This is a genomic window from Sphaerisporangium sp. NPDC049002 (genome assembly GCF_040649355.1).
Lineage (GTDB): Bacteria > Actinomycetota > Actinomycetes > Streptosporangiales > Streptosporangiaceae > Sphaerisporangium.
In genome coordinates, this window is sequence record NZ_JBEZFH010000078.1 from 14,265 (window position 1) to 30,186 (window position 15,922).

The window sequence follows — 15,922 nt, forward strand, 5'->3', positions numbered from 1 at the left end:
CCTGTCAGCCGTGGCCTTGTCAGTCACGGCCCGTGAGCCGCGCGCCTGTCAGCCGCGCCTCTCGGCCTTGAGCTGGGCCGCGAGGGCCGCCGCCTGGGTACGGCGCTGCATGTCGAGCTTGGCGAGAAGGTTCGAGACGTAGTTCTTGACCGTCTTCTCGGCCAGGAAGAGGCGCTCGCCGATCTGCCGGTTGGTCATGCCCTCGCCGATCAGCTCAAGGATGTGCCGCTCCTGGCCGGTGAGCGCGGCCAGCGGGTCGTTCCTGCTCGCCTGGTCGCGCAGGCGCCGCAGCATCGACGCGGTGGTCTTGGGGTCGAGCAGCGACTCGCCCCCGGCCACCGTGCGCACCGCCCCGACCAGGTCGGAGCCGTGGATCTGCTTGAGCACGTAACCGGCCGCTCCGGCCATGACCGCGTCGAACAGGGCGTCGTCGTCGGCGAAGGACGTCAGCATGAGGCACGAGAGCCCCGGCGTCCTCGAACGGACCTCGCGGCAGACGTCAACCCCGTTCCCGTCCGGCAACCGCACGTCGAGCACGGCGACATCCGGTTTGAGCGCGGGGATACGGGCCATGGCCTGCTGGGCCGTGCCCGCCTCGCCGACGATCTCTATGTCGTCCTCGGACGACAGCAGGGCGGCCACGCCACGCCGCACCACCTCATGGTCGTCGAGGAGGAACACGCGAATCATAGTCGGACGGTAACCGCCCGCCCGCCTCCCCGGAAGGGACCAAGGTCCCCTCCCGCACGTGTCGTCCGTCTCCGCCTGCGGCACGGCCTCACCCGGGCCCGCGTCCTTGGCGGGCCCGGTGTGGAGAGGCGTCTAGCCCTGCTTCTCGATCGGTACGCGCTGGGTCTCCTGCCTCTCCTCCGCGAGCGGGATGTCCACTTCGAGGATCCCGTCGTGGTAGACGGCCCTGACGTCCTTCTCGTCGGCGTTCGGCGGCAGCGGGATCGAGCGGCTGAACTCGCCGTACCTGAACTCGGTGCGGTGCGGCTCTGACCGCTCCTCCTTGCGCTCGCCGTGGATGGTCAGGACTCCGTTGGAGACGATGACCTCCACGTCGTTCTCGGGGTCGATGCCGGGCACCTCGGCCCGGACGACGTAGTGGCCGTCCTTGACGGTGTCCTCGAAACGGACCATCTGGGTCCCTGCGTACGGCCGGGCGCCGGTGAAGGGCGCCTCCAGCCAGTCCAGCAGATCCGGCACCAGTCCCCTGGACTCCCGGCGGGTTGGCATGGCCATGGTGACCTCCCTGGCTCGTCTGGCGCTTCACCTCCATCTGATGCCTGGGCGGGTCCCCGGGTGCAGGGGTCCTAGGTCCCGAATGCCGGGGACATTCGCCCTCGCGCCCGGCGCCCCGAGCCGGCCGCGCCCGGAGCGCCCGGCGTTCTCGGCGCGTCAGCCGCGCCTGGAGCGGCCGGCGAGCTGGGCGACGTCCTCGGCCGCGTCGCCGGTCAGCTTGTCGGCCAGATCGGCGAGCGCGCGCCCGGCCGCCAGCTCGTCCCCGATCTCCGGTACGGGCCGGTCGACGGGGTTGCGCCGGGCGTATCCGACGCTCTCGTGCCTCCGGCCTCCACGGGTGATCAGGACGGCTCTGGCGATGGTGCGATCGTCGTTGTCGTCCTCGGTGATGTAGATCTCCACGGTCCACTGCTTGGCCTGCATGACGGCACCTCCTGCCGGTTTCCTCCCTCAACCATCTCTCACCCGGCCGGGCCGCCCGCCGCCGGGCCGGTGGAGGCGGCCAGGCGCAGTGACGCGGCCACCGCCTCCCGCAGGTCGCGAACGCGGTGACCGGAAAGCTCCAACAGGGTGACCTCGTCGGCCCAGGGGGCGGTCTCGGAGACGACCGCGCGCGCCTGTCTCTTGGTGAGGTGCCCGTGCGCCCTGATGAGGCCCTCGCGCCAGGTGTTGGCCAGCTTGCCGTGCGCGTTGTCGAGGATGCCCCGCAGCAGGCGGTCCGTCTCGCCCGACGGGGGCGGCAGCCGTACGGCGTCGATCACCCGGCCCGTGTGGGTGATGTCGTACAGCGGGAGGATCGGCCCGCAGAGCTCCCCGAAGCCGGTCGGCGGCTCGGCGAGGTGAACCCGTACATGGGTGGCGCGGGTCGCGAGCAGCAGGCGGGGGAGCGCAGCCGTGAGGCCGGCCGGCACGGCCACCGCCACCCGCGCGGGCGAGGAGGCGTACGGCTTGGCCAGCCATGTGGACAGCCGGGCCCTCGGCACCCCGGGGTACGCCTCCTTCGGCCAGTCGCCCACCAGGACCTCCCACGCGTAGTCCGGTTCCTCGCCGGGGCCGGGGACCGGCTCCGGGCCCTGCCCGGGAGGCGGACCGGCCGGGCGCGACTCCACCGACTGGGGCCCCTGGGTGTAGATGGCGGTGCCGAAGCGCTCGACCCGCGCGGCGACGGCCGGGCGCGTCTTGGTGGTGGGGCGCAGGACGTAGAGGTCGGCGGCCGAGCCGATGGCCTCCGCGCCGAAGTAGCGGTTGAAATCCGGATACATCGCCTCTACGGCGAGGTTGAGGTCGTGCAGGGCGCCCTGTACCTTCAGCGCGAGCATGGGGGTGCGCTCGCTCGCCCCGTACGCCAGCAGGATCCGGCCCTGATCCGGATCGCGCAGCCCCTCCACGGCCCTGGCGACGAACAGCCCGACCCCCTCGGGGGTGTAGGGCGGGTCGGTGATCGCGAGGTCGGCCTGGCCGCGGGCCGACGGGGGCAGGCAGAGGCGCAGGTCGGCCCAGCGGGTGCGCACGTCGAGGCCGAGGCTCTCGGCCTGCGCGTCGATGTAGGCCAGGATGCGATCGTCGAGGTCGACCACGGTGACCTGGACGCCCGGGTGGATCATCGCGACCGCCAGCGAGGTCAGGTCGTGGTCGCCCACGCAGAGCAGCCGCGAGCCGGGCAGCCAGAACCGGGCGCCGAGCAGCAGCGCCCTGCGCACGACGGTCTCGGGCGTCGCCGCCACGTGGTCGAGCACGTGCCGGGCGCGCGGAGCTCCCGCGATCAGCTTCTCCATGCGCTCGACCACGTCCGCGTGCCCGGCGAGCAGGTGGGCCACCGGATCGACCGGGACGCCGAAGCCCTCGCCGAGCAGGTCGCGGTACGCGCGCGCCTGCTCGGGCGTCAGCCGGAACCGCTCGCCCGACCGCTGCGGGCCCGCCTCGCGCAGGAGCGTCTCGATGCCGCGCCGCGACGTCGCCGTGCGCCTGACCAGGTCGGCCAGGGTCCACCAGCCGCCGTCGCACATCAGCGCGAGGGCCGCGCGGAACCGTCCGGCGTCCACCCCGGCCTCGTCCAGCAGCCTGTTCAGTCCCTCGGGTTCCATGCCGCAACCCTAGTGAAGGGCGAGCCGGTCCCCGTCCGCGCGGTGCGCGTGCCACCTGGGCCGGCCGGGCGTGTCCGGAGGGCCGCGCGGGCGGTCCGCTGACTACAATCCCCCGGGGCGAGGTCACGGGGAGTGTGCGAAGCGTCATGCTGCACGGCATAGATGTGTCCAACTGGCAGGGCGCCGTCGACTGGTCGGAGTACGCCGGCGGCGGCGTCGACTTCGGCTTCGCGAAGGCGAGCGAGGGAACGGCGTTCACCGACAAGTGGTTCGCCCGCAACTGGACGGGGATGCGCGAGAACTGGCTGGTCTGCGGGGCCTACCACTTCGGGCACCCGAAGGGCGATCCCGACGACCAGGTGCGCCACTTCCTCAACGTGGTCGACGAGGCGGGCGGCCTGAGGCGCGGCGACCTGGTCGCCCTCGACCTGGAGCACTCGGGCCACCTGCCGCCCGAGGAGGTCGCCGCGTTCGCCCGGCGCTGGTGCCACGTGATGACCCGGCTCACCGGCGTCAGGCCCCTCATCTACACCTTCCTGTCGTTCGCCAAGAAGGGCTACTGTCAGGGGCTGGACGACTACCCGCTGTGGATCGCCGCCCCGAGCCACCCGAAGGGGCACCCCGTGGTGCCGCCGCCCTGGAACAGGTGGACCATCCACCAGTACGCCCATGGGCCGATCGACCGCAACGTCTTCCGGGGCACCCGCGCCCAGCTCACCGCGCTCGGCTTCCAGCCCCACAAGCGCGAGAGCAAGGCGTAGGCGACGGCGATAAACGGGGGCGGTTCCCGGTAGCATCGGGCACGATAAAAGCGAAATCACGTCCACGACTTTTCTTGGAGTAATCGTGTCTGCCGCCCTCGAACTACGCATCACCCTCGCCGGAGCCGAGCGTGTGGTGGCGGGCGGCACGACGGCCGGCGAGGCCCTCGCGGCGGACGGCCGCGCCGTCGTCGCCGCGAAGATCAACGGCCACCCGCGCGACCTCGCCACCGAGGTCGCCGACGGCGACACCGTCGAGCCCATCGCGATCGACAGCGAGGAGGGCCGGTCCATCCTCCGTCACTCCACCGCCCACGTGATGGCGCAGGCCGTCCAGGAGATCTTCCCCGGCGCCCGGCTCGGCATCGGCCCGCCCGTGGAGAACGGCTTCTACTACGATTTCGACGTCGAGCAGCCGTTCACCCCCGACGACCTCAAGCGCGTCGAGAAGCGCATGCGCGAGATCGTCAAGCAGGGCCAGGCATTCTCCCGGCGCGCGGTGTCCGACGAGGCCGCCCGCGAGGAGCTGGCCGCCGAGCCCTACAAGCTGGAGCTCATCGGGCTCAAGGGCGGCGCGGCCGACGAAGAGAGCGTCGAGGTGGGCGGCGACCAGCTCACCATCTACGACAACCTCGACCCCAAGTCGGGCGAGCTGTGCTGGAAGGACCTCTGCCGGGGCCCCCACCTGCCCACCACCCGGGTCATCCCGGCGTTCAAGCTGATGCGCTCGGGTGGCGCCTACTGGCGGGGCAGCGAGAAGAACCCCCAGCTCCAGCGCATCTACGGCACCGCGTGGGAGTCCCGCGAGAAGCAGGACGAGTATCTCGCGCTCCTCGCCGAGGCCGAGAAGCGCGACCACAGGAAGCTGGGCGCCGAGCTCGACCTGTTCTCCTTCCCGACCGAGCTGGGCTCGGGCCTCGCCGTGTTCCATCCCAAGGGCGGCATCGTGCGCCGCATCATGGAGGACTACTCCCGGCGCAGGCACGAGGAGGCGGGCTACTCCTTCGTCAACACCCCGCACATCACCAAGGAGAACCTCTACCAGGTCTCCGGCCACCTCGACTGGTACGCCGACGGCATGTTCCCGCCCATGGAGCTGGAGGGCGCGCGCTACTACCTCAAGCCCATGAACTGCCCGATGCACAACCTGATCTTCAGGTCGCGCGGGCGGTCCTACCGCGAGCTGCCGCTGCGCCTGTTCGAGTTCGGCACCGTCTACCGCTACGAGAAGTCCGGCGTCGTGCACGGCCTCACCCGAGTGCGCGGCATGACGCAGGACGACGCCCACATCTACTGCACCCGCGACCAGATGCAGGACGAGCTCAAGAGCCTGCTGCGGTTCGTGCTCGGTCTGCTGCGCGACTACGGCCTCGACGACTTCTACCTGGAGCTGTCCACCCGCGACCCCGAGAAGTCCATCGGCACCGACGAGGTCTGGGAGGAGGCCACCGAGGCGCTGCGGGTGGCGGCCTCGGCCGAGAACCTCGACCTCGTCCTCGACGAGGGCGGCGCGGCCTTCTACGGCCCCAAGATCTCCGTGCAGGCCAAGGACGCCATCGGCCGCACCTGGCAGATGTCGACCATCCAGGTCGACCTCAACCTCCCGGAGCGCTTCGAGCTGGAGTTCCAGGGGGCCGACGGGTCGCGCCAGCGTCCCGTCATGATCCACCGCGCGCTGTTCGGGTCGATCGAGCGGTTCTTCGGCGTCCTGGTGGAGCACTACGCCGGGGCGTTCCCTCCGTGGCTGGCGCCCGTGCAGGTCGTCGGCATCCCGATCGCCGACGCCCACGTGTCCTACCTCGGCGACGTGGCCAAGCGGCTGCGCGAGAAGGGCATCCGCGTGGAGGTCGACGGCTCCGCCGACCGCATGCAGAAGAAGATCCGCAACGCCCAGAAGTCCAAGGTGCCGTTCATGCTCCTCGCCGGTGACGACGACGTCGCCAACGGCGCCGTCTCCTTCCGCTACCGCGACGGCGAGCAGAAGAACGGCGTTCCGGTCGACGAGGCCATCGCCGAGATCCTGGACGCGATCGAGCGCCGCGTCCAGGTCTGATCACGCGGTCCGACCACGCAGGCGGATCGCAAGGTCTGACCACACGGTCCGATCGCCCGGGCGTTGAGCGTCCGGGCGGTCGGCCGTCACCCCGTCACGATCTTCAGAAGGCCTCGACGAGATCGTCGTCGGACCTCGCCGGCTGCCGCTCGTCCGGGAGCCGCACGTCGTCCACGGTCACGTTGACCTCGACGACCCGCATCCCCAGCATGTGGCTCACGGTGCGCGCCACGTTGACCTTGACGTCGCCGGCGACCTCCATGACGATATGGCCGTACTCGATGACGATGGTGACGTCGACGGCGACCTGACGGTTGTCGATGCGGGCGCGTACGCCCTGGTTCGGGCGCTTGGCACCGACGCCGATGCGGTCGCGCACCGACTCCAGCGCCCGTTCGAGATCTCCACCCAGGTCCGCGACCCCGGTGACCTCAAGCGCGGCGAGGGCGGCGACCTTCTCCACGACCTCGTCGGCGACCTTGATGCGCCCCCTGACGCCGGTCGCGGTGTCGGGCTCGTCGGCCACCAGGCCGGTTCCGATCTCGTCGCCGTGCCCCGTGGCGCCGGGGGACTCCTCGAAGCGGGACTCGGACTCGTCCTCCGCGTGCGCGGGCGCGGGGAAGGAATCGGGCACGTGATCGGGCAACGCCTGCGAGGACTCCGCGTACTCCTCGTGGAGCCGGCTGCCCGCGGACGATTCCTCGGTGGAGACGGTGTCGGTCATGGAAGCTCCTGATGTCGGGGGCCGATGCCGGTTTCGGGGCCGGTGTCCTCGCGGCACGTCCCTGTCATACCGGTTCGGCCCGTCGTCCGGGTGAGATTCCGCCGAAACCGTGCCCCATCCGTCCGCGGTCGTAGGGACGCGCCCGCTCGTCACCGCCCCGGCGGCTCGTCCTATGCTGCAAGGCATGCAGGAGCCGATTGAGCAGCCCGGTGCGGGAGATCCCGACAACTTCCAGCGTCTGTGGTCCCCGCACCGCATGGCCTACATCAAGGGGGAGAACAAGCCGAGCGGCACCGGCCCAGGTGAGGGCTGCCCGTTCTGCGAGATCCCCACGATGAGCGATCAGGACGGGCTCGTCGTCGCCCGGGGCTCCTCGGTGTTCACGGTGCTCAACCTCTATCCGTACAACTCCGGGCACCTGATGGTCTGCCCGTACCGCCACGTCGCCGACTACGCCGACCTGGACGAGGCCGAGACCACGGAGCTGGCCGACTTCACCAAGCGCGCGATCGTGTCGCTGAGGAAGGCCAGCGGCGCCCAGGGGTTCAACGTGGGCATGAACCTCGGCCACGTCGCCGGGGCCGGCATCGCGGGTCACCTGCACCAGCACGTCGTGCCGCGCTGGGGCGGCGACACGAACTTCATGCCGGTGGTCGGGCACACCAAGGTGCTCCCGCAACTGCTCAAGGACACCCGGGAGCTCCTGGCCGACGCCTGGCCCGCCTAGGCGGCGACGGAGTCCACACCCTTCACGTACTTGCACTGGATCCGCTCGCCGTGATGCATGCCCCTGCATTCGGTCTTGCTGAGCGTGCGGTCGTTGACCGTGAGCTTGCGGCGCGCGTCCGCCTCTAGGTCGTCGATCTTCGATCCCCTTAGAGGTCGGACCAGCGGCTCCAGCGCCAGGCTGTCGTGGGTGTTGGCCGCGCTGATCCCGACAGAGATCGGCAGACCGCTCCGTTCGGTGATGAGGTGGATCTTCGACCCTTTCTTGCCGCGATCGACAGGATTCGGGCCTGTCAGCTCCCCCCTTTTGCCGCCCGGACGCTGACGGAGTCGATCGCGCAGCGCGACCAGTCCAGTTCCCCTCGGGCGCCGAGTTCGTCCAGCAGGATCCGGTACAGCTTGGCCCACACCCGGGCGGCGCTCCAGCCCATCCGGGGTTCAAATCCCCGAGCCTCCGCACTACAAAGGCCCTTTCGCAGGATTGCGAGAGGGCCTTTCTGCTGCCCGGAATTGAGATGTGTGGTCGGCGCTGCCTGTCGTCGGGTGTTGGGGGCGTCAGTGGCTGACGACTCGTTCCTCCGGACTCCCGCGCCGCACCCGGAGGTCCTACCTGGCGGGCTTGCCACGACCGCCAGGGAGGCGGTGGTCAGGCCGAGGTGGACGTGGAGGCGGCGGTCATTGCTGTTTCCAGTTGGTTCAGGATTGTGTACGCGTCGTGGGCCAGGGTTCTGGAGTCGGGGCTTTCGATGTAGAAGACCCCGGCAAGATTGAGGGAACCTCGTGGTGGGTCGAAGGACGCCATGGGCGTTCCCGGCGGCAGGCTGGTGAGGTCTGGCACGATCTCGATGTGGCTCCGGGGCGAGACCAGGGAACGCAGGTCGAGGTGGGTGGGCTCGAACGTGGGTGTGCTCCTCCAGGGGACGCCCAGGGAATCGGCCGCGATCATGTTGACCGAGCCGGCGGCCCGACGGCCGGGGCCGGTGATCATCTGCCTGGGTAGGCCCGGGTTGTTCCCGAGGGAGGCCATCGTCAGGGCGCCCACCAGGTCGACGCCGTGGATCGCCTCAACCTGCCGGGTCAGCAGGTGCCCGCCGAAGCGGGCAGCCGTCTCCAGCAGGCAGACTCGCCGGCCGGGCAGCAGCTTCATCTCGGTGTGGGTGCCGCAGGTGCCGAGCCCGAGCGCGTTCACGGCCTGTACCGACGCCCGCTCGATCTCGCGCTGCAGCGGCTCGGGCAGGACGGACGGCGCGAGGTTGCCCCGCTCGACGAACGGGCGCAGCGTGGGGAGCCGCTCGGTGATGCACACCGGGTGGTAGGTTCCCTCGACGACCAGGCCCTCGACGCTGAGGTAGTCGGCGTACCGTGCGTCGTCGTGCCAGGACGACCGGCTGGACACGATGATCTCCTCGGCGATGAGCTCGCCGGGCTCGGCCACGTAAAGTTCCGCCATGTTCGCCTGCCGCGCCTTCTCGGCGGCGGCGCGGGCCCGGGCGTACGCGGCCGGGATGTCCTCCGGCCGCTCGACGACGACCTGGCCGATGGAGCCCGCGCCCCACGCCGTCTTGAGCAGCACGGGCGGGGCGAGCAGTGTCCAGGCGAGGCGCAGGTCCTCCACCGAGTCGACCGGGTGGAAACCTGGGACCGGTACGCCGGCTTCGGCCCACGTCCGCCGCATGAGCCGTTTGCTGCGCGCCTTGATCACCTCGCCGCCCGGCCCGGGCAGGCCGAGCCGGTCGGCGGCCACGGTGGTGGCGATCAGGGCGAATTCCGAGAAGGTGAGGACGCCCTGGGCGCGGACGGACCGCGCCGCCTCGACGATCCGGCCCGCCAGCGCCTCGCCCGCGAGCCCGTCCCCGGTCGCGTCGAGGACGGAGGCGCAGTGCGCGGCGATGGCCGCCCCACCCCCGGCCGGGGGCGCGGAGATGGCGAGCAGATGGACCTCCGCGTGCGCGGCGACGCGGGGGAGCACGTCGGAGAGCGGCGGTCCGCCACGCGCGTAGACCAGCAGGATCGGGGGTCTGGTCATCGGCCTACTCCTGGAAGACGAAGTAGCCGTTGGCCGCGAAGTCCCAGCCGGGCCTGCGGTAACGGGCGGGCGGCAGGGGGTAGCCGGCGTCGAGGTACGCCTGGAGGAAGTAGGCCGCCTCGGGCTGGTCGAGGCCTATCTCCCGCAGCAGCTCGCCGTCCAGGCCCGTCTCCTGCCCTCGGGCGAAGTCGATGAGCTGGAACAGCAGGCCGGTGCCCTGCGGCATTCTGATCTTCGGGCGCCAGGCCAGGTAGTCGGGGATCACGCCGCTGATCGCCGCGCGCAGGATCCACTTCTCGATGCCGTCACGGAACTTGTACTCCATCGGGAGCTTCCAGGCGAAGTCCACCACCTCGCGGTCCAGGAAGGGGACGCGCGCCTCGACGGTGTTCATCATGGAGAGCCGGTCGACCCGTTGCAGGTCGGTGCGGTGCAGGTTCATCACGCGGTAGCGGCTCATGGCGACCGGGTCGGGGTGCTCGCGGAACAGCTCGTACCCGGCCAGCGACTCGTCGCTGCCGTCCCCGACCAGCACGACCTTGAGGCCGAGCTCGCGCGCCACCTCGTAGGCCGGCGCCATCACGCAGGAGTCCATGATGTCGATCACCTCGAAGGTCTCGACCTGCTGCACGATCGACTTCATGCTGTCGATGAGCTCGCCGTACTCCAGGTGCCGCGTTATCTGCCGGATGCCGAGGTCCCGGCAGGAGCGCTCGGCGAAGTCCAGGTCAGGTGCGCCCGGGAAGCCGACGCTGATCGCCGTCACTTCGGGGTGGTGGCGGGCCGCCAGCCCGAGGACGGCCGCGCTGTCCACGCCGCCGCTGTAGATCACGCCGATCGGCAGGTCGGTCTGGACACGCTTGCGCACCGCATTGTCCATCAGCCCGCGGAACCCGGCGACGAGCTCGTCCTCGCCGTCTGGCAGGGGGCTGTCGTCCCGCTCGTCGTAGCGGTGCGGGCCCGCGCCGTCCACCATCAGGTGGCCGGGCGGGAACTCCCGGGGAGTCACCTGGATCGGGAGGAAGCACTTGATCTCGGACGCGAACAGTAGGCGGTCGCCGTCCCGGGCCCAGTACAGCGGCTTCACCCCGAACCGGTCCCGCGCGCACAGGAAGCTCCGCCGGGAGGCGTCGTAGACCACGAACGCGAACATGCCGTCGAGGTGGAGGGGCAGGTCGGCTCCCCACTCGCGGTAGCCGTGCACCAGGACCTCGGTGTCGGAGGCGGTCTGGAACCGGTGGCCGAGCCCGGCCAGCTCGCGGCGCAGCTCGGCGTGGTTGTAGATCTCGCCGTTGAACGTCGCCCAGACGTTCCGCGCGGTGTCGGACATGGGCTGGGCGCCCGTCGCGCGGTCCACGATGGCCAGGCGGTTGCAGCCCAGCGCCGCGCCCGGAAGCTCGGCCACACCGCCGAAATGCTCGGTGTCGCCGCGATGACGGATCTCGGAGAGCATCACCTGCACCCGGGTGCCCGGCACGCCGCCGGTCGGCCCGGCTATTTCCGCCGTGATTCCGCACATGGTCTCTCCTCGGTCATTTCTCGCCGACGGCCACAAGGGCCACTCTCGGGATTTCGGCCACCCACTCGGCGCCGTCGCGGTAGACGACCGGCTCCCGTTTCCATTCGGATCCGGCGTCGTCCGGCGCGTATTTCGCACTGTGCGCGAAGTGGTATCGTGCGAGCTTCCACACCGTCTGCCGGAGGTCGTCCAGCGGGGTCTGCGGAAACGCCAGGCCGGTGAGCCCGTACATGTCGAATAGATAGTCGGCGAGCAGGTTGCGCGCCTCGGCGGCTGAGCCCCCGCGTATGACGAGCGGGTCGTAGACACGGCGAACCAGGACGGATCCGAGCCCGCTGAGTTTCAGATGACCCGCCATTTCCGCGGCCGTGAAATGGTGATAGGAATGGCCCGCCCTGGAATATCGGTGGACGACCTCCGAGAACCACAGGGCGGCCGGGGCGCCCGCTTCGAAGTCGTGCAGGACGAGCCGTCCGCCGGGCCGCAGCACCCGGGCCGCCTCCTGGCAGACGCCGAGCCGGTCCTCGGGCGCGATGTGGTGCGTGCCGTACGCGAGCAGCGCCGCGTCCACGGACTCGTCCCGCATGAACAGGAATTGTGCTTGCTGGCGGATGGCGGGGAGCCCGGCGTGCAGCGCCGCGGCGACCATGTGACCGGCCATGTCGCTGGTGATCACGGCGTGGCGTGGCCGGGGAGCCATGGTCGCGAAGACCCGGGCCAGCAGCCCGTCCCCGCCGAGGAGGTCGAGCAGGGTCCAGCCGGGCGGAATGGATTCCATGTCCGGCACCCCGGCGGCGAGGGTGAACAGCGTGCGCATGCCGCGCGCCCGGATCATTCGATTGAGCTGCGCCCGGCGATAGGAGTCGCCCCGGCCGTCGTCGTCGTTGGTCTCGAATTCGTTCGTGGTCGCGTACAGCCCGGCCAGCGCCTCGGCGGCGCCTTTTCGGTCGAACCAGAGGACGCGGCCGAAATCAGGGAAACGTTTGCCGATTTGGTCGAGATAATCTCCGAGGGGCAGGCCGGGAAGATAAGGCTGTCGCAGTAACGCCTTTATGGTCACACGCTTCCCTGCTGTTAGAATCGAATAATGCCATGGGCTTCCTATCAAAGATCAAGTAGCGTGTCAATGAGCGGTGTTAAGCGACGAGCGGCGGTCCCGGGGCATCGACTCAAGATCCATGAATGCCGTGAGTGCTGGATGTGCTGCGGATTCTCCGCGTCGAGGCCAGGAGAAGTCGGGCGTGGCGGCGGGGGGAAATGGCCGTTTCCGGCCAACCGAAGTCGGCACCCGTTCCGGGCGGGCGGACGCGAAGACGCCGCGTCGCCCGAGGAAGGGGCCCACGCGTGCCGGCTCTGCTGAGCGGGGCCGGAGCCCTGGACACCTGGCGCGCGACGCCGCCCGCCGCCCGGGCACTGCTGGCCGGTACCTTCGTGAACCGCTTGGGCGGTTTCCTCCAGGTCTTCGCCATCCTCTACATGACCGACCGTGGCTTTTCGGACACGCAGGCGGCGTTCGCTCTCGGCGCGTACGGCGCGGGGTCCATCGGCGGCATGCTGGCGGGTGGCTGGCTGTCGGACCTGCTCGGCGGGCGCCGCACGATCGTCGTCTCCATGGCGTGCACGGCGGGGCTGCTCCTCGGCGTCTACTACCTCGGGCCGTACCCCGCGAAGATCGTCCTGATCGCGCTGACCGGCGCGGTCGGCCAGGCGTACCGGCCCGCCTCGGCGAGCATGCTCAGCGACCTGGTGCCGCCGGAGCGGCGGCTGATGGTCTTCGCGATGAACCGGCTCGCGGTCAACCTCGGCGCGACCGCCCTCCCGCTGGCCGGCGTCGCGCTCGCGTCGGTCTCCTACGGCCTCCTGTTCTGGGGTGAGGCCCTGGGCGCGATCTCCTACGCCGTGATCGCGGGCGTCGCCCTGCCCCGCCGCCCCGCCTCGGTCCCGGACTCCGGCCCCGCCTCGGTCCCGGACTCCGGCCCCGCCTCGAGCTCGGGAGCCGGGGCGGACACGTCTCCTGGACTCGCCGCAGCTCCGGCCCTCGGACCGGCCGCGCCGCCCGCCCGAGGACGCACGATGCTCGGTGACCGCCCCTACCTGCTGTTTCTCGCTGCCTTGCTGCTCCACTCCGTCGTCTACGTGCAGTACCTGTCCACGCTCCCGCTGGCGATCCGCGACCACCACATGCCCGTGGTGGTGTACGCCGTGCTGATTTCGGTCAACGGCGTCTTCGTGATCACCTGCGAGCTGCTCGTCACCCGGCTGGTCCAGGGCCGGCCGCCGCGCCTGGCGATCCTCGGCGGGATGGCTCTCACCGGCCTCGGCATGACCCTGTACGCGCCGCCGTGGGGAGTAGCCGGCATGATCGTCGCGACCCTGGTGTGGACGCTCGGCGAGATGGCCGGAGCACCGTCCATGTACTTCGCCTACCCTGCCCAGGCCGGCCGGGGAGGGCACCAGGGCCGGTACCTGGGCGCCGCCAACGCGATGTTCGGTCTCGCCAACTCCCTTGGCCCCATCCTCGGCGTGGCGGCCTGGACCGCCTTCGGGGATGGGGTGTGGCTACTGTGCGGCGTGACGGCCGTGGCGGCCATGACGCTCGCCCGACACGGCGTCCACGCCGGCGCGGGGGCGGACCGCCTGGCTCGGGGCCTGGTGTCGTAAGCGAGCTGTAATTGAGCTGCAAGGGGTCGTTCCTAGTGTCTGCCGCGTAACAGGAACACTAGGAAGGCAATCACAAACATCCTCCGGAATCGGCGGCAGCCGGCCAGCCAGGAGAAGGTGCGCTCGACGACCCAGCGGTGGCGTCCCAGCCTGGCTGGATTCGATACCGCGACGGGCGATGCGGTGAATGATGCCGCGGCCGCGCAGGAAGGGCCGTTCTTGAAACGGCCGGACTGAAGTTGACGGGATCCCGTCTGGTCATCGCGATCGGGCGGGATCTTGTCGTTTCAGGGGTTTCCGAATCGGGTTCGTCCTGGTTTGGGAACTGCGGAACGGGCGTCTGGGAAGGCCCGGGTGGTGCCTCGCCTGGAAGCGCCCCGGTACCCGAGCCCGAGCCCGAGACTCCGGGGGAGGTGCCTCCCCCGGGTCACGTCGTCAGGGGACTCAGCACGGCGGCCGGCTCCGTGGAGGCGCCTGAGCCGGGTGCCAGGGCGCGGATGCCCGCCGACAGCACCAGCGGGACGGCCAGCGCGAGCGCCATCGACAGCACGGCGGCCCCCGAGTCGTTGACCAGCATCCCGACGACCCCGCTCACCAGGGCTCCGATGAGGCCGGCGCGCAGCATCGGAGCCCGCTCGAACGCCACGGGCAGCACCCCCGCGCTCGCGGCCCCGGGGCGGAACAGGGCGAAGATCAGGAACGCGAAGGCCGCGACGACGATGGGCATGAGGGTCGGCGAGAGCAGAGTGCTGAGCATGGCCGTCAGCTTCCTGAGGATCACCGGCAGGAACGTCCCGTCGACCACCTGGCCGACGAAACGCCCGAGGTGGCTCTGCGAGGCGGTCGGCCGCAGGTAGTCGAGGTAGGCGATGGCCATGACCAGAACGCCGCCCGCGCCGCAGAAGGCCGCCAGCTTGACGATGGAGACGCGCTTGCCCGCCACCAGCAGGGCGGTGACCGCGATGCCCGGCACGAACGCGATCACACCGCCGAAGTCGCTGCCCACGCCGGGCCACCCGTCGAGGAGCATCGCGAAGCCGCCGAGGCCGGCCACCAGGGCGACGGCCACCCGGCGGCGTCCCGCCCGTACCAGCTCGTCCGCGGCGGCGGCGGTCAGCAGCAGGACGGCGGTGGCCAGCAGCGCGAAGGGGATGTTCCCGAGCCCCGAGTATCGGGCGCCGACGACGCCGGTGTAGCCCATGAGGCTGTTGAGCTGCAGGGGCGTGCCGCTGAGCAGGTCGCCGACGAGCGCGGCCGCCGTCACGCCCGCGATGACGGAGGGCGGCAGGAGTACCCCGCTCTCCGTCGGACGGCCCCGCAGCCGCGACCACAGGGCCGGCGCGGCCAGGGCCAGCGCGGTCAGCGCGACGGCGGACACCAGCACGCCGGCCGCCAGGGCGAGGCCGGGCACGGCCGCGCGGTCCCACGGGGTGAGGTTCACCAGGTAGGTCGAGACCGGGATCGACGCCAGGCCGAGCGCGGCGACCCGCACCCCGGCGAGGGCGCGGCGGCGGCGCAGCAGCAGGTAGGCGATCAGGTAGAACAGCACCTGCAGCACGGCGAGGCCGATGAAGAACGGGCCGCCGACGCCGCGGATGGTCTGCCCGGCGATGTCGGCGTGCCGGAGCGCCGTCACGCCCTCGTCGAGGGTGGTCGGGCGGCTCGCGCTCCACGGTGCCCCGATGACGGTCGCGGCGACGGGCAGGCCCGCCGCCTGGAGCATCGTGACCGTGACGTCGTTCAGGATGACCATGTCGTCCCGATGGGTGGACGCCGCCCCGAGGAAGTGGCCACCGGCGCCCGGCGCCCGCCACATCGCGACCCGCAGGTGCGGGTCGGCGCCGTGGTCCGACAGCCCGGCCAGCATGACCTGGGTGTCCGGTGGCAGGTGGCCGAGCACGGCGCCCACCGCGGCGTCCGCCACTCCGAGCGCGGCCCTGCGCTGGGCGGGGGAGAGCTTGTCCGGCGCCTGCGACAGCAGCTCGCCGTCGAGGTAGGGATGGATCAGGTCGTCGACGTCCACGGCGAGCACGGGGCAGGTGGACCAGTCTGCGAGCTCGCCGGGGGAGCCGATGCCGCTGTCGAGCCGGCCCGCGCCCTCACCGAGTGCCGCGAGGCCCCCG

13 protein-coding genes and 2 pseudogenes are annotated in these 15,922 nt (G+C 70.9%); 4 read left to right on the plus strand and 11 right to left on the minus strand.

The annotated features are described in order from the left end of the window. Window positions 1-48: 48 nt before the first annotated feature. The 4 genes from AB0B89_RS17550 to AB0B89_RS17565 all read right to left on the minus strand — a co-directional run bounded on the left by AB0B89_RS17550 (window position 49) and on the right by AB0B89_RS17565 (window position 3,329). Window positions 49-690: a response regulator transcription factor gene (locus AB0B89_RS17550; protein WP_358553484.1), complete on the minus strand. Its 642-nt coding sequence runs from the start codon at window positions 688-690 to the stop codon at window positions 49-51. A 132-nt stretch (window positions 691-822) separates the two neighbouring features. Continuing rightward, window positions 823-1,245 carry an Hsp20/alpha crystallin family protein gene (locus tag AB0B89_RS17555; protein ID WP_358553486.1) on the minus strand — a complete coding sequence of 141 codons (423 nt, stop codon included), beginning with the start codon at window positions 1,243-1,245 and terminating at the stop codon, window positions 823-825. Window positions 1,246-1,401: 156 nt separating this feature from the next. Beyond that, a complete protein-coding gene (locus AB0B89_RS17560; protein WP_358553488.1) occupies window positions 1,402-1,668 on the minus strand; it encodes a DUF1876 domain-containing protein in 267 nt (88 codons plus the stop codon). Window positions 1,669-1,706: 38 nt separating this feature from the next. Then, complete coding sequence (locus AB0B89_RS17565) at window positions 1,707-3,329, minus strand: bis-aminopropyl spermidine synthase family protein (protein WP_358553490.1); 1,623 nt, start codon at window positions 3,327-3,329, stop codon at window positions 1,707-1,709. A gap of 134 nt (window positions 3,330-3,463) precedes the next feature. Here AB0B89_RS17565 and AB0B89_RS17570 point away from each other — a divergent pair, with 134 nt between their 5' ends. Together AB0B89_RS17570 and thrS are read left to right on the plus strand one after the other, a co-directional pair. Continuing rightward, complete coding sequence (locus AB0B89_RS17570; RefSeq protein WP_358553492.1) at window positions 3,464-4,090, plus strand: glycoside hydrolase family 25 protein; 627 nt, start codon at window positions 3,464-3,466, stop codon at window positions 4,088-4,090. An 85-nt stretch (window positions 4,091-4,175) separates the two neighbouring features. Then, a complete protein-coding gene (thrS, locus tag AB0B89_RS17575) occupies window positions 4,176-6,143 on the plus strand; it encodes a threonine--tRNA ligase (RefSeq protein ID WP_358553494.1) in 1,968 nt (655 codons plus the stop codon). Between the two features lie 103 nt (window positions 6,144-6,246). Here thrS and AB0B89_RS17580 read toward each other — a convergent pair whose 3' ends face one another. After that, window positions 6,247-6,867 carry an Asp23/Gls24 family envelope stress response protein gene (locus tag AB0B89_RS17580; protein ID WP_358553496.1) on the minus strand — a complete coding sequence of 207 codons (621 nt, stop codon included), beginning with the start codon at window positions 6,865-6,867 and terminating at the stop codon, window positions 6,247-6,249. A gap of 172 nt (window positions 6,868-7,039) precedes the next feature. On the opposite strand from AB0B89_RS17580, the gene AB0B89_RS17585 reads away from it, so the two are divergent. Further along, window positions 7,040-7,594 (plus strand): HIT domain-containing protein, encoded by a 555-nt coding sequence (locus AB0B89_RS17585; RefSeq protein ID WP_358553498.1) that lies wholly within the window; start codon window positions 7,040-7,042, stop codon window positions 7,592-7,594. Between the two features lie 146 nt (window positions 7,595-7,740). Here the strand turns inward: AB0B89_RS17585 and AB0B89_RS17590 are convergent. The 4 genes and pseudogenes from AB0B89_RS17590 to AB0B89_RS17605 form a co-directional block, all read right to left on the minus strand. Further along, window positions 7,741-8,018 (minus strand): annotated as a pseudogene (locus AB0B89_RS17590) (transposase); the annotation flags it as partial. A 221-nt stretch (window positions 8,019-8,239) separates the two neighbouring features. After that, on the minus strand, window positions 8,240-9,619 hold the full coding sequence (locus tag AB0B89_RS17595; protein ID WP_358553500.1) for a hypothetical protein: 1,380 nt from the start codon (window positions 9,617-9,619) through the stop codon (window positions 8,240-8,242). Window positions 9,620-9,623: 4 nt separating this feature from the next. Further along, entirely contained in the window at window positions 9,624-11,138 is a 1,515-nt protein-coding gene (locus AB0B89_RS17600; RefSeq protein WP_358553502.1) for an asparagine synthase-related protein, read from the minus strand. 13 nt (window positions 11,139-11,151) lie between these two features. Then, window positions 11,152-12,198, minus strand: a complete 1,047-nt coding sequence (locus AB0B89_RS17605) for a methyltransferase domain-containing protein (RefSeq protein ID WP_358553504.1) — start codon at window positions 12,196-12,198, stop codon at window positions 11,152-11,154. A 284-nt stretch (window positions 12,199-12,482) separates the two neighbouring features. Between AB0B89_RS17605 and AB0B89_RS17610 the strand changes: the two genes are divergently transcribed. Continuing rightward, entirely contained in the window at window positions 12,483-13,799 is a 1,317-nt protein-coding gene (locus tag AB0B89_RS17610) for an MFS transporter (protein WP_358553506.1), read from the plus strand. 71 nt (window positions 13,800-13,870) lie between these two features. Here AB0B89_RS17610 and AB0B89_RS17615 read toward each other — a convergent pair. Beyond that, window positions 13,871-14,003 (minus strand): annotated as a pseudogene (locus AB0B89_RS17615) (IS5/IS1182 family transposase); the annotation flags it as partial. Between the two features lie 223 nt (window positions 14,004-14,226). Next, the coding region (locus AB0B89_RS17620; protein WP_358553508.1) for a hypothetical protein at window positions 14,227-15,922 on the minus strand (1,696 nt) is incomplete at its 5' end.